Below are 14,302 nucleotides of genomic sequence, written 5' to 3' on the forward strand. Positions count from 1 at the left end.
AAGACTGATACCTTACCCCTTAAACTCCTCGACAAATTTCTTGAGTTCGGCATCGGCTTCAGGTGTCGTCCCATGAAGCTGGCTGAGCATGTCTAGGAGGGAGGCTGTCTGGACCTCAATAGTGGCGTTGGTTTGGTTGATCTTAGCCACGATATCTGTCAGTGGCTCTACTTCTTCTTCCACAAAGGTATCTACATAGCGTGGGATATTGAGGTTATAGTCATTCTCGACGATCTCCTCAAAGCTAGCCAGATGGGCGAACTTATCCATGTCTTCTCTACTCTTATAGGCCTGGAGGATCTTCTCGATATGGGCATCCGTCATGATGTTCTGGTTCTTGCCCTTGTCAAATTCCTTAGAAGCATCAATTAAGTATACGTCCCGATTGGTCCGGTTCTTTTTGAGAATGATGACCGTCGTTGGGATGCTAGTATTGAAGAAGATATTGGCAGGTAGTCCGATTACGGTATCAATGGCTCCTTCTTCCAGCAAGGCCTTGCGAATGGTTCCTTCCGCATTGCCACGGAAAAGAACCCCGTGAGGAAGGACGATGGCCATCACACCATTGTCTTGTTTCAAGTGATAGTAACCGTGCAAGAGAAAGGCGAAGTCAGCCTTAGATTGAGGCGCCAGCTTGCCAAATGGGGAGAAGCGAGGATCTTGGAGGAAACCAGAGCTTGCAGACCACTTAGCTGAGTAGGGTGGGTTCATAAGGACCCCATCAAAGTTGGTCGGCTCTTGGGTCGGCCAGTCTTCGTCCAAGGTATCGGCATTATGCAAGAACTGGTTTTCCACTGGAACCCCGTGTAGAATCATGTTCATCCGAGCCAGGTTGTAGGTAGAGGTATTGAGCTCCTGACCAAAGTACTGGACCGTTTGAGGCTGGTGAGAAAATTTCTTGGCATTAAGCAAGAGGGATCCTGATCCCATGGTGGCATCGTAGATGGTAAAGCCCCGCTCGTCTTCACGCCCTAAAAAGGCAATCTGGGTCATGAGCTTGGCTACAGGCTGAGGTGTATAGAACTCACCTGCTTTCTTACCCGAGTCGGTCGCAAACTGACCAATCAGATACTCATAGGCATCCCCCAGCATATCGCCTGCATGACCAGCCACATCTAGCACAGCCAATTCTTTCATGACTGCTGCTACCGTTTGATTTTGCTTTTGCGGAGTTGCCCCTAGCTTTTTAGAGTAGAGGTCGATATCTTCAAAGAGATTTTCATAGAGATCATCACTCTGCTCGATATCACGAAAACCTTGAGCCAAGTCTTCCAGCTGGAAAGTCCCCTCATTGACACGTGCTACCAGAGCCGTAAAGGTCAAGTCTGGCTTGATAATATAGTTGAGCTCATCCTTCATGACTGCAAGAAGATCCTCGTGAGTATCCGCATCCTCATAGTAGTTGCGATAGACCTCAAGGGCATCCTCAAGACTATCTGTCCCTTCTTCCATGGTCTCCGCCACGAAAAAGAGCATCTTGTCTGACAGATACTTATAAAAGACCATGCCCAAGAGATAAGACTTGTAGTCATTAGCATCCATCTTAGAGCGGAGAACATCCGCTGAGTTCCACAGGGCTTGGTAGAGCGACTGGGACGTTTGTGTTGTTTCTTTAATCATAGATCTAATTTTTTTCTTTCTTTTTAAACTACTGGAATTTTTAAAATTGAATATTTAAATCCCATGCTTTTTAATTGTTGAATCGCATTGAATAAATTAACCATTGAAAAGAATGGTAATATATCAGAATTTCTTACTCCTCCTTTTACTCGTTTATCTAAAATTGCAAATACAATTTCCAACTCATTATTTGTCTCTGATAGATTCAGTATTTTACAACCGCATTTTTTATTAATGAATTTTTTCATTTTAATATCCTGAGCTAATATAGTGGCAGACACAACACCCTGAGAAAATAAATGACTTAATTTTGACGAAGAACCTCCTTTTTTTACATGAATTAACTTTTTGTCTTTGGTCACAATATCTGCCACTTCAACACTACTTCTTCCATAGCTATCCCCATGATACATTTCTTTATCCAATATATAGTAATCTGGATGACTTGCAGAAAATGCTTTATTAAAATCTCCTTCACTCTGTCCATTAGAAGCTAGGAGAACAATTGGAAGCATAGTATCCACAATATTATCAATTTCAGTTTTTATAGTATTAAAAAATTTTTTATTAATTTTATACCAAGAACCATAACATAAAATATATTTTTCTTTGTTATAATCTATTTCGAAAATTAATGATGAATATAAGCTTCCAACTATTCTTTCCTCATCTGTGTCTTTATATTTGGTAACTAATTTATTCCGTTTTAAAGACGATATAAAAGAGCTATTTGATTTATTTTTTCCTATTGTTGAGAAATATGCATTCGAATCAATTTCAATTGAAAACTCTTTTTCTCTTTTTCCAGTTCCAGTAAGAAAAAAGCCTTCTATATTCTCCCAATCAAGTAAAGTATTAGGAGCAATGGTTGGATAGTTCCCCGTTGTTATCTCTAGGTATAATTGATTATCTAAATCGGATTTTAAATTTTTTTCTCTCACTTCCAAAATATTATCAAGCCATGAAAAACCATTGTTTTTATAATCATCTTTTTTATAGCTACTAAAATAATAATCAATACTTTCTTTAATGTTAGTTATACTCATTTTTCGACTAGCTACTAAACTATCTGTTCCTACCAGAAATGTTGCCACACTTTCCTGACTAGGTGCTCCAGAAACGGATTGTAGTAAATTTTTTCGAGTATCTAAATCAAATATATCTTGAGAAGCGTAAATTGAACTTTGTCTTTGGGATGAGACTATGACATCTTCAATACTGGTTATATTCATACTTCTTATTTTATCTTTATCAATTAGATTTGCCGCTACTTTCAAACCAAAATTTCTAACTATTTTTAAATCATTTAGCATTGATCTGCCATACCCATAAGTTATACTAAAAAATCTATTTCTTAGCTTCACTACAACCACGGCTTTATTGGGAACATTTTCAGAAAACTTTATTTTTAGGGCAGATAGTTGATTTAACTCATCCTGCCAAGAAGGCAATTTAGGATCTGATTTCTGAACAAATATTTTCCCATTTAGTCCAATTTTACTATTTAATGGGTATTCATCATACTTAATCTTATCTTTTAGACAGTCTTCAAATTTTTTAACTGATTTGCTATTAAGAAACAAAGAAATTTGAGTAGTTTTTAATCTTTCAGTCATAGTCTCTCCAATCTTAAACAAACATATCTTTCAAAAGTTTCTTTTTCAGTGTTTCTAACTGAGAAATTTTTTCTTGGTGAGAATTGATGAGGTTATCTAGGTTTGAGAAATAGGCACCGATGGCTTGTTGCTCAGCTACATTCGGAGGTAAAAAGATATTCGTTTCTAATATATTCTTATTGTATAGTCGTTTTATTGTTGTTCCCTCAATTCCAGACCATTTTATTATTCCATAATATTGTTTCAAATATGAATTATCTAATTGCTGATCATGCTTTAACCATACTATATTTGAATCTTGATAATAGGCAGCTTCACCGTTGTATACAACAGTTCTACCAATACTGCCAGATGCAGATATAAGGATATCGCCTATTTCAGGATAAGGATATTTTTCTTTATACTCTTTGAATTTTTCTTTAGATATAAAAGCATCAGCAGTTCCTCCAAATGTTCCAATTTTATAGAAAGGAATATCACCATTTACACTAGTTTCATTTTTAAAAATACGTTTATTCATAGCAACAGAACCCAAACTGCCTAATGTCCTTTCTTTCCACTCACCTTCAAATCCATCTAAACGAATTTCGGGAACAGTCTGTCCAGCTTTGGGAAACATTTTGGCAAGCATGGTCTCCTTGAGTGATTGGTAGTTAGTGAGATTATCCTTGTATCTCGCCAGAAGGTCATCGAAAGTGCTGAAGAGGGAGCCAATGGCAGATTGTTCAGAGAAAGATGGAACGCTCATTTTCATACTTTTCAATATTACACTAGATAAGTTTCCAATCGCACCATTTCCCCCTTGTACAAATTGTAACACTCGTTTATACTCATTTGAACTCATCCAAGCATTTACGAAGTAATTCTGCTCAGTTTTAAACAATAACATAAAACCACCATGGACAACTATCTCATCATCTGGTAAATTTTTTATAATTGCATGTTTTCCGACTAGCTTAGTGGATCCATTAGCTGCAGTTACTAAAATATCTCCATTGCTTACTCGGGGAATATTTATCACGTCTTTACTTACAAACACATCATCATCTGATATCACGAAGGAATCATCTACTATGTTCGAGCTTCTTAAAACCCGTGCTCCCTTACTTCTTACATCGTTTGGGTTATAGGTCAGACCTCTTCTTACTTCTACTTGAGATAATAACGAAGACGTCCGCCAATAATCGTTAAAATTATCAAATCTTAAAATAGGTAAGATTTTCTCTTCCATTTATTTTTCTCTCCATTCACAAACTATATTTTTTATGTAGAGTAGTCGCAAATTTCCTTATTGCAGTATTAAGTTCTTGTTTATAGATCAATTTAATTTTGTTATTCTTGAGAGGATACTCTTCATAATTTGCTGTGTCTTTTAGAGCCGTTTCTCCAAATTGTTTTTCATTTTTATTTTCAACATCAAAATTTAGTACATAAAAAGTCAACGCTTGGCTATCAACTGCCCATGTTTTAGCAAATTCATTGATTTCTTTTTCAATGTTTTTTGCCTCAACATAATTTGCTTCATCTACATTTTCGGAGTGTTTTAATTTATTTTCAGAAATATACTTTAAAATTGCATCAAAGACATCATCTTTTGTTTCAAAAGACATTTTTTTAATATTAGTATTTTCTCGATTATCTTCAATACTTTCTTCTCCCCTACTTATCTTATGATTATTTATATAAGTAAATCCTAAAGTATCTGTCGAGTCTTTGTCTTTCTTATTTTCTATATTTCTAATCTCCTCACGCTTTTTATCATTTGCTTCTTGTTGTATATTTTGTGCTTCAACCCACATATTTAACAGTGACATCTCTTCGCCATTATATGTAATATATCTAAGATTAGGAACAACATCAAATATTAATTTTTGACTACCATCAAAAACTGATATTTCTATTTCAGTCAGATTGGACAAATATTGGGTTTTATCTGTTTGATTATTATCATCAAACTTAAATAACGAAGAAAATCTATAAGTATCTGTCTCTCCTTTTATTTCATTTGTTTTCTCTGACAAAGATACACCAAGCAATTTTAAACTTCTAATTTTTGGAGACAGAATAATTCCAGTGATAATTGGATCCACATCTACTTCCTGAGCATCAAGAATGAATGTTGACACATTGGGAAAGTAAATATCGTAACCAAACTCACTATTTTCTGGATAATCCAATTCAATATAGCGACTATTACTAACAAAATTTAGCAAAGAATAATCTATCTTAATATTTTCATTTTCACGAATTATTATTTTTTTCAAAGTGTTACTAATTATATTTTTAGAAGCAATGATATTTACTATATGTTCCTCACTGATATTGTTTTTACACATTTCAAAATATTCAATATTCTGAAGCTGACTGATATCAATCTCAACGTTTTCAACACCTTCACAATAAATTGCACAATTACTAATTTTTATTTTTCTACATTTTTCAGTACTTGAAATTAAATTTTTTAGTTTCTCAATACTTAACGATGAGTTTGTAATTTCAATAGATTCACTATTTTTTATACATTCAATAAACTCTTTCATATCAAACAACTCATCCAAAAGCAACCTATCATCAGATTTTGCTCCGACTCCATCAATTATTACATGAAGTTTTTCATTGTATGTTTCTTTTATATCTAAAAAACTTAAAATCTTTTTTAAAGATTCGCACTCTATAATACTCGATATTTTTAAATATTGAAACTGATTGAATATAAAAAGTTTATTAGTCAGTATGAATTTGTCAAAAGGATATATTATCGGCAAAGATACATTGAACATTCTTTTCAATAATTCAATATCATTATTGTCCAGCTGAATTGAAGTAGTATTATTGCCTCCAAATTCTAAATTTTTCTTACTGTCTTTGACCAAAATATCATAGAATGGTACTAAAACTATTTTTTCTAAGATATCGTTATTCAAAATTTTATTAATCTTCTGTAATTTGATTAGATAATCATTACCAAAATAAAACAAATAAATTCTATTTGATTTTTCAAATATTTTTGACAAGAATGGTAAATCACTTCCATAAATAGAGTGACCTATAATATAGGTATCAACTGAATTTCTCTTATATTTCTTTATTTTCTCTATCAATTGGGTGCGTTTTTCAAATAAATAAGTATCTTTTTTTATTCGAATCAGTTTGTCATTGTCCATAGAACCCGGAACATTAAACCCACTGTACTCTTCATTCCCAGTGAATCCACCTCCAAAAATAATATTCTTCTCAATTAAAGATCCGTGTACTTGAAAGTATTTTTGATTACTAACACTCCCAGTTTGAACTAGGTTTAAATCATATAAAGTACTTGTATAATTAAAGTTAATTACATCAGCATCTTTAAATATATTTTTATAAACCTCATTAACTACCAAACTGCTTTTATTATTTCTTTGAACTCTGTATGAATTATGCCATTTCTCGTAAAATTCAGACAAATAGGACGAAAATAAATCTTCTAACTCTTTAAGATACGCATTTATTTCAGTAACACTATATATACTCCTGATTTCATCGTCACTATTGTAAGTTATCTCATTAATCTCTTTAATATGATTTTCAAAAATTGACTCTAAATCGTTCCAATTTAATGATTTCCCATCAAATTTTTGTAAAAATAATTTATTAAAATTATAAATATCTTCATTTGTTTCAAGTTTCTCTTCAACCCTCAAGTGGTCTACAAAATTATTATACGAACTTTTTATCCCTACACTGATATCAAATCCGTTTCCTACTATAATCATTTTAGGATTGCTTGAATTAGCATTGATTACATCAGAGTGTACTAATTTATTTTCAATAATATCCTCAGACATTTATATGAATACCTCTCTATTTAGTTCTTAATTACACTAATAAATAAATTTGTCTAAATTATGATATTTATTTAAGTTCAGATTATTATTATTTTAAATGAAAAATCTAAACAATTATCTAACTACAGTTTTAAAACTCTACCTCCCCACTCTCAGTGGTTCAATCACCTCTTCGATCAGTTGGGTATAGGCTTCTTTGATTTGTTTTTTGTAGCTGAGTGGGTTGAGGGCGTCTGCTACTTCTGCCTTGTAGTCTTTGTAGCGTTGGCTCTTGGTCAGTTGGCTTTCGCCAGCTTGTTTTTTGGCGCCTTTGCGGTAGTGTTGGATATAGTAGCGCAGCTCGTCAGCTCCGATATACCAGCGTTTGGCAAAGCTTACGATATGGCTATCGATGATGGATTCGATCATCTGGTCCAAGACTCCGGTGATGGATTGTCCTCGGTAGCGTTCGGGCTCTTCTTGGACTTGGGTCCAGAGATTTTGGATGATCTCTGCTAGGCTTGGATTGGTCCGATTCAGTCTCTCGATATAGCTATCCACAGTTGCGATATCCTTGTCACTCAGGCTTTGCTCGTCATTTTCCTCCTGCTGGATCATACTCTGGATCAGCATCAGGATATAGGCATAGTTGATCTCATCGACTTGGACAGACTCCAGCTCATAGTGGATATCCAGCTCATCTTGGCTGTCCACTTCTGGATCCCTGCTCTTGATCTCCGCCAGGATATTTTGATAGAAGCCTAGATAGGCTTCAAGCTGTCTGTCGCTAAGACCTGTTTCCCGATAGATCTCTTCCTTATCGTACTCTGAGTAGACGCGGATAGAAGCTTGGTACTTGTCAAAGACCTGATAGGCTTTAGCAACCTTGCGGAGCTGCGCTGTTGGGACCTGCTCGAGGGCGACTCCTTCTTCTTCCAAGTCTGTGACTTGGCCTTTAAACTCTGCCCAGGCTTTTAAGAAGTTGCGCTTCTCTTCTTCCCAGCTTGGTGCTAGGACCTCATTTTCTCCTCCATTGGAGTAGAGCTTGAGGGCATTGTCGACAGCTTCCTTAAAGGCTTGAGGGCGCTGGAAGGTGATGATATGACCAAAGTGCTTCTTGTCATCAAAGATCCGATTGGTCCGGCTGAAGGCCTGGATCAAGTCCTGTGGGCGCATAGGCTTGCGATCGATAAAAAGCGTAGAAAGACAAGGTGCATCAAAGCCTGTCAAGAGACGGTCGACCACGATGACCAGGTCCAACTGCTCATTGCGGTAGAGGTACTTGTCCTGCTTTCTGGCCAGGCGATTGTTGATATCGCTATTAAAGCCCCGCAGATCCGCTATGCTAAAATGCGTACCAAACTCTTGGTTGTAGTCCTCCATGACCTGCTTCATGTGGTCTTGGTAGCCGATAGATTCTTCCTCATTTTCAGATACTGAGTAGGTGATGGTAAACTTTGGAAAATCTGGCAAATAACGTTTGACCCGCTCAGAGACCTTGACCCGCTCCTTGCCAGCGAGAATGCTCTTGAGCAGATTATAGTAAGCCTGTGCTCGTGGGATAGACTTGACCGTCAAGATACCCTCATTGCTCTTTCCGACCCCTTTAGGGATATTGAGCTGTTGCTGGCTCTTATTGAGGATGGCATCTAGGACTTCTAGCATGTGCTCCTTTTCCTCATAGGCCTGGTCTGGGATTTCTTCTTCTAGGAGATCTGAGATGATGGTATTGCGGTAGTCGACCTTAAAGCCTAGAACCGCTCCATCATGGATGGCTTCCTTGACAGTGTATTCATGTAGGCGATCGCCATACTGTTGGTGGGTGGTCTGAGCCAGGTCTCCCACTTGTTTGCGTTTGTTTTCCTTGAAGATCGGAGTCCCTGTAAAGCCGTACCAGAGAGAGTTCTTGAAGTAGGCCTTGATCTCCTTTTGTGTCTGTGGCGTAACCGCCCGATGGCACTCATCCACGACAAAGGCCACGCGCAAATCCTTGATCTTCCCAGCATCCCGCTGGTACTTCCCTTCTTCGAACTTGCGCATCATGGTTGTGATTTTCTGGATGGTCGTGACCACCACGCGCTTGTCATTGCCCCCTAGGCGCTTGACCAGCTCATGGGTATTGTCCGTCTCGTCGATGTCGATGACATCATTGGCCGCATAAGAGAGGAAGGACGAGGTCGTCTGCTGGTCCAGGTCTCTGCGGTCGACGACAAAGATGGTCTTTTGGATGGCTGGAATCTGCAAGAGATTGCGTGCTACCTTGTAAGAGGTCAGGGTCTTACCTGAACCGGTCGTATGCCAGATATAGCCTGACTCTTGACGGCGGGAGGCTTCCTGCACGGCCTCGATGGCATGGATCTGGTAGGGACGCAGGAGGATGAGGGCTTTCTTGCTATCGTCGATGACCGAGTACTGCATGACCATCTGGTGGGCCCGGGGGATGGAGAGGACCTCATGAGCAAAGCTATTGAGATCGATCATGGGCTGGTTGCCCTTGTCCACCCACTTGGTCAGAAATTGCTTATTTAGCTTGCTTTCACGGGCCGCAGCGATATAGCGTGTGTCAACCTTATTGGTCACGACAAACATCTGCAAACTGGAGTAAATGCCCCGGAACTTGCCTTCACGGTCGTACTTTTTTATCTGGTGAAAGGCATCTAGAAAGGCCACTCGTGGACTCTTGAGTTCGATATGGATGAGGGGCAGGCCATTGATCATAAGGGTCGTATCGAGCCTTCGATCCTGGTCTAGCGGATAGGCCTTGTCGCGTTCGACTTGGTTGACCACTTCATAGCTCGACTTACCAGCTGCGATATTGTCCCGCCAGATGACCGCCAGACGGATGGTCCCTAGACTGGCATCCTCACGTTGGACTTCAACCTTGGCGATACCATTTTCACCCGCAAGCCACTTGGCTGCTTCATAATAGCTGACAAAGTTGAGCTGGTTCTTGATTTGGCGCTTTTCCTGGTCGGTCAAGGGGTGGTCTGCCAGCAAGGCGACATTGTTTTGCGCGAGCTTGTCAAAAAAATTATCCCATAACTGGTCTTCGTTCTTGAGATCCTCACGATAGGTCCACTGACTCTCCCCTGATGTCAACTGCTGGATCAACTGTCTTTCAATCTCAAGTTCTGGAGTTGCTACTGCCTTCATCCGTCTATCCTTTTCCTCTACATAATCTCCTATTATTATAGCATGTTTGGGAAAGAAATTAACGCTTTCAAAGCATTTTGTTGGTTTTTCGCGCAAAAAAACAGGCCTAAGCCTGCTCTGTTTCTTTTCCTGTTTCTACCAAATTTTATTGCTTATAAATAAGCAGATAAAATACAAAGGGTAACTAAAAGGGATTAAATCGATGAGTTCAGTAAGCAAGTAAATTGCACCTGTCATAGGTGCTTTTTATTTTAATAATACTGCACTTCAATTCCATCCATAATATTTATTAAAGTATTATCGCCAATTTTTAAAGAAATCAGTTCATTTAATGATGATACCTGATATTCCTTATCTCCAATAACCACTACAAAATCATGAACAGAATTAGGAAAAATCCCACAAGCTTGACCATTATAATCAAAAGAGGCGTCCCAGCCGTTATCATATAACGCTTGTAAATCATCTAATATCGCCATAAAAAATCCTTTCCCATAGTGATTTGATAGGTGAAAGCACCTAGATTGTTCTAAGCGCTACTAGATTGCTTTAATTGAGATAATTTCACTCTCAAAGAGAGAAATCTCAGTTGGTTCATCAGGGCTAGGATTGTCAATGAGGATAGTTGCTCATCATTGTCCATTTCGTCAATAAAATCTGTGACAAAGCCTTTTATAACTTTACCGTCACTAGTTACCACCTGAACTTTTGATCGTAGGTAGTCCCAAAGTTGTTTACTCATTTACGGTCTCCTTTCCCAAAGTGTTTTTTGCAGGTGAAAACGCCTAGAATGTACTAAGCGCTATGTTTTACTAACTGTTTTGCTTTGTTGTAGTATGGTTCAAGAAATTTCCTACACAATTCTCTATTTTCTGTATCTTCTTCAACATAGAAAAAATACATTGGTTCGTCATTGATAAGGTCAAAAAGGGGCTCATTCTCTGCTATCAATCCATCAGCAAAAGCCTCATCTTCGCCTAATTTGGCAGTGAGTTCAAGAAAAAAGTCATAGTAATCATCAACATCACCATCTACTCCTCTTTTTAGCATATTTAAGACTTGTTGACCGTATTTCATAACACTAGACCTCTTTTCTTGAGTTCAGCCATGATATCCTCTTCATCTTCTTTTGAGAACGTAGTAAACCTCAAATGTGATAGCTCTTCATCTGTCATCTCAGATAGGTTAAACTTTGGAGAACTCAACCCCATTGAGTCAATTTGAGAAAAAGCCTCTGATAAATTCATGTTAAACCTCTGTGATACTAAGAATTTCATCCTCAAAATATTCATAAAGAGTACCGTTAACATCTACAAGCAACGAGTCCATCTCTTCTGCATTGTCTAAGGCGTCACAATAGTCCTCTACAAACCCTCTAACTATCACACCATTTTTTAGAGTAATAACTACATCTGTACGGTTAAATTCCCAGAGCTTCATTTAAATATCCCTTTCAATATTGGCTAATTGCTTTGCTCGTTCGCAGTAAGGTGTTAGGAAATTGATAAATCCTTGCTTATCTCTTGGGTCATGTTCCTCTAAGAACATCATCAGCTCAAAGTCATTGAGAGCGTCAAACATTTCAGGGTTTTCATTATACCAAGCCTCGGCAAACTCCTCATTTTCTCCCAAAAGAGCGTTAAACTTAAAGGAAAAGTCCCAAAAATTATCAATCTGGCCAGTGACTGCTTGCTGTAGCATGTCTAATACTTGTTGACTGCATCTCATCGCCCCACCCTCCTAATAAAAGCATTATAGCATACCTAACTTACTAAAGTACAATATACCCTAACAAGTGCTTCATTTTTTTAAAGAAACAAAAATGAAGCGTAGGACTATTCCTATGCTAACAAAGCGCCCTCTCTATAGTTTTTAGCAAAATACAGCGGCATCTCAGCTTTTAGATAACTATTAGCAATTTATAAAAAATCAGTCATAGGTAACTAAAAAGGTAGTAAAAAGAATAAAGCACTCTAGGATAGAGTCCTAAAGTGCTTAGTTTCAAAGCTTCATAGCCTGTTACAGTTAAAAAAAATTACAACATTTTGTTGGTTTTTCGCGCAAAAAAAGAACCTGGTCTGGTTCGTTTTTCTTAATCTAAATGGATCCCTTTTTCTGCTAGGTTGTCTAGGCATTCTTGGAGGTAAGTAGCCTGGTGCTCGGGATAGATGGGGGTACTCAAAGATTCCTCTTCTAGTTCTGGATAGGCTGGGCAGGTCTTGCCACGGTAGGTCGACTCCCACCACTCTGGGCTGACCTTGTAGCCACGAGCGGTCATCTCCTCCATGATCAGGCGGTGATAGGCATAGAGACGATAGGGCGAGCAGTCAAAGACATAGTTGACCGTCGCGTGCTTCTTGCCCCAGCCATTGCCTCGAAGGGCGCAGCATTCCCGGTGTTGGCCCAGGAGCTGGGGACGAGGGAGTTTGGGAATCAAGTCTTGGTGCCAGAGTCTCATCTATTGACCTCCTAGTAGCGTCGAGTCTTGTAAGTAGCGATTCGGGTAGCGCTCAAGGAGGGTTTGGATCCCCTTGATCAGATCCTCTTGGCTAGCTTGGCCATGCTGGTACTTCTCAAGTAGCAACATAAAGTCCGCCTTTTCCTCAGGAGTCGCCTGCTTTTTGAAATAGCCCCAGATATGCTGAAAGGCATTGGAGACCTGGCCACGATTTTCCGGCAGGGCTAGCGCTTGCTGGATCAAGCCTTCGACGTGGCTGACCTCTACCTGGTCTTGCTTGAGGTATTCCCGGATTTCCTTGTAGAGATTACTGGAACGACTGAGCACCAGGTATTTATTTTTCGCCCATAGGACTTGACAGTGATGTTTTTGATCCACTCTTGTCTCCTTTTGATCTTCTCTATAAATAGTCCTCCCATTATACCATGGAAATGAGTTAAGTCATAAAAAGAGAGTGGGACAGAAATCGATAATTCGTTAGAATTCGATTTCGTCGTCCCACCTCCGCACAGTTGAGTAGGGCTGTAAAAGCTGATGAAATCAGCGTAGTAGAGCCCACTCAACCACTGCGTCTTGCTCGATAATCCGAAGACAATTGAGAGGCTAGGACTTTTGTCCTAGCCTCTTTCTCTCCTCTCTATCTATCAAAGGGAGGCTTTTAACTATTCTATCTGCTCTTCACTTAAATAGGTATACTGTTGGACATCCTCAGTGCTAAAGCCATTGGCCAAGAGCTCTTGGGCGATACGAAGGGTAGCTTCTTCCCGTCCTTGTTCTAACCCCTGCATTCTTCCTTGTTCTAAACCTTGTTCTAATGCAATCTTGCCAGCTTCTTCCTTGGTTTCTTTGAGCAAGGTTTCCATACACATATTCCAGTTTTCTCTGAGGCGGATGCGTTCATCTATCATGTCTTTTTCCTCCTTGGTCCAATTGGATGGGATTAAGAGTGACTCTGCTTGTTCGATCACCTGATCAGGTTGATGGCTAAAAGGATGATTCCCGAAGAATTCTAGCCACTGTTGCAATGGATCACTCACTTGCGTCCCTCTACTTTCATTATACTTGTCCAATTCTAAAAAGGCAAGTCGCAATAGATTATGACGCTGATTCCCCTTGCTATTGGACAGTAAGGGACCACCATGGATGGCATGACGCACTTCATAAACATTTACAGGAGAAGCCTCATCAGGGAAAATACTTTTCTCCAAAATCGCAATCCCATAGACTGGAACCAGATCCTCGTACATCTGATGAGTTTTGCCTTTCTTCCGTTTCTTTCGGACATTTTCAATCAACTGGTTGGCCAGATAATAATAAAAACGATTGACAAAATACTCCTGCTTCATGACTTGAATCTCAATAATGACTTCTAGGCCTGTATCCAATTTGGCCCGCACATCTACAGAAGTTTCAAATGGGAAATCTCCTAGGAAACCTTGTTCATGGATTTGATTGCCTTCTAAGATTTCTACCGAGCGGATGGATAAGTCCAGGACCTCTTGGATAAATTTTGCAGTGACATCTGGAAGACTAAAAATTTTCTTCGCAATCAGATCCAGAGTAGGTGAAATATGGGGATGGCGTTTGCGCATCTTTTTCCTCCTTTTACATTCTTAATAAGGGAGAACCAACTCCTCCCTCACTTATAT

At 38.8% G+C, this 14,302-nt stretch carries 14 protein-coding genes; all 14 read right to left on the minus strand.

Annotated elements, in window-relative coordinates:
• Positions 1-12 precede the first annotated feature (12 nt).
• On the minus strand, positions 13-1,620 hold the full coding sequence (locus E5S68_RS04450) for a type I restriction-modification system subunit M (RefSeq protein ID WP_200773491.1): 1,608 nt from the start codon (positions 1,618-1,620) through the stop codon (positions 13-15).
• 23 nt (positions 1,621-1,643) lie between these two features.
• Positions 1,644-3,236 (minus strand): TIGR04141 family sporadically distributed protein, encoded by a 1,593-nt coding sequence (locus tag E5S68_RS04455; RefSeq protein WP_135782517.1) that lies wholly within the window; start codon positions 3,234-3,236, stop codon positions 1,644-1,646.
• A gap of 13 nt (positions 3,237-3,249) precedes the next feature.
• Positions 3,250-4,467, minus strand: coding sequence for a restriction endonuclease subunit S (locus tag E5S68_RS04460; RefSeq protein ID WP_135782518.1), 1,218 nt, complete (start codon positions 4,465-4,467; stop codon positions 3,250-3,252).
• A gap of 16 nt (positions 4,468-4,483) precedes the next feature.
• Complete coding sequence (locus E5S68_RS04465; protein WP_135782519.1) at positions 4,484-7,063, minus strand: AbiH family protein; 2,580 nt, start codon at positions 7,061-7,063, stop codon at positions 4,484-4,486.
• 138 nt (positions 7,064-7,201) lie between these two features.
• Positions 7,202-10,195 carry a type I restriction endonuclease subunit R gene (locus E5S68_RS04470; protein ID WP_135782520.1) on the minus strand — a complete coding sequence of 998 codons (2,994 nt, stop codon included), beginning with the start codon at positions 10,193-10,195 and terminating at the stop codon, positions 7,202-7,204.
• A gap of 251 nt (positions 10,196-10,446) precedes the next feature.
• Positions 10,447-10,674, minus strand: a complete 228-nt coding sequence (locus E5S68_RS04475) for a 16S rRNA processing protein RimM (RefSeq protein ID WP_135782521.1) — start codon at positions 10,672-10,674, stop codon at positions 10,447-10,449.
• 50 nt (positions 10,675-10,724) lie between these two features.
• Complete coding sequence (locus E5S68_RS04480) at positions 10,725-10,937, minus strand: hypothetical protein (protein WP_234697717.1); 213 nt, start codon at positions 10,935-10,937, stop codon at positions 10,725-10,727.
• 53 nt (positions 10,938-10,990) lie between these two features.
• On the minus strand, positions 10,991-11,272 hold the full coding sequence (locus E5S68_RS04485; RefSeq protein WP_135782522.1) for a hypothetical protein: 282 nt from the start codon (positions 11,270-11,272) through the stop codon (positions 10,991-10,993).
• Positions 11,269-11,442 (minus strand): hypothetical protein, encoded by a 174-nt coding sequence (locus tag E5S68_RS10510; RefSeq protein WP_167470829.1) that lies wholly within the window; start codon positions 11,440-11,442, stop codon positions 11,269-11,271. Before E5S68_RS10510 ends, E5S68_RS04485 begins: the two co-directional genes overlap by 4 nt.
• Position 11,443: 1 nt before the next feature.
• On the minus strand, positions 11,444-11,635 hold the full coding sequence (locus E5S68_RS04490) for a hypothetical protein (protein WP_135782523.1): 192 nt from the start codon (positions 11,633-11,635) through the stop codon (positions 11,444-11,446).
• Positions 11,636-11,923 (minus strand): hypothetical protein, encoded by a 288-nt coding sequence (locus E5S68_RS04495; RefSeq protein ID WP_135782524.1) that lies wholly within the window; start codon positions 11,921-11,923, stop codon positions 11,636-11,638.
• A 364-nt stretch (positions 11,924-12,287) separates the two neighbouring features.
• The gene (locus E5S68_RS04500) at positions 12,288-12,653 is read right to left on the minus strand and encodes a TIGR02328 family protein (protein WP_135782525.1); all 366 of its coding nucleotides are present in this window, start codon (positions 12,651-12,653) and stop codon (positions 12,288-12,290) included.
• Positions 12,654-13,031, minus strand: a complete 378-nt coding sequence (locus E5S68_RS04505) for a YbgA family protein (protein ID WP_135782526.1) — start codon at positions 13,029-13,031, stop codon at positions 12,654-12,656.
• A 284-nt stretch (positions 13,032-13,315) separates the two neighbouring features.
• On the minus strand, positions 13,316-14,245 hold the full coding sequence (locus E5S68_RS04510; protein WP_135782527.1) for an Rpn family recombination-promoting nuclease/putative transposase: 930 nt from the start codon (positions 14,243-14,245) through the stop codon (positions 13,316-13,318).
• Between the last annotated feature and the right edge of the window lie 57 nt (positions 14,246-14,302).

Origin of the sequence: Streptococcus rubneri (assembly GCF_004785935.1) — a bacterium.
In the GTDB taxonomy this organism is placed as follows: Bacteria; Bacillota; Bacilli; order Lactobacillales; family Streptococcaceae; genus Streptococcus; species Streptococcus rubneri.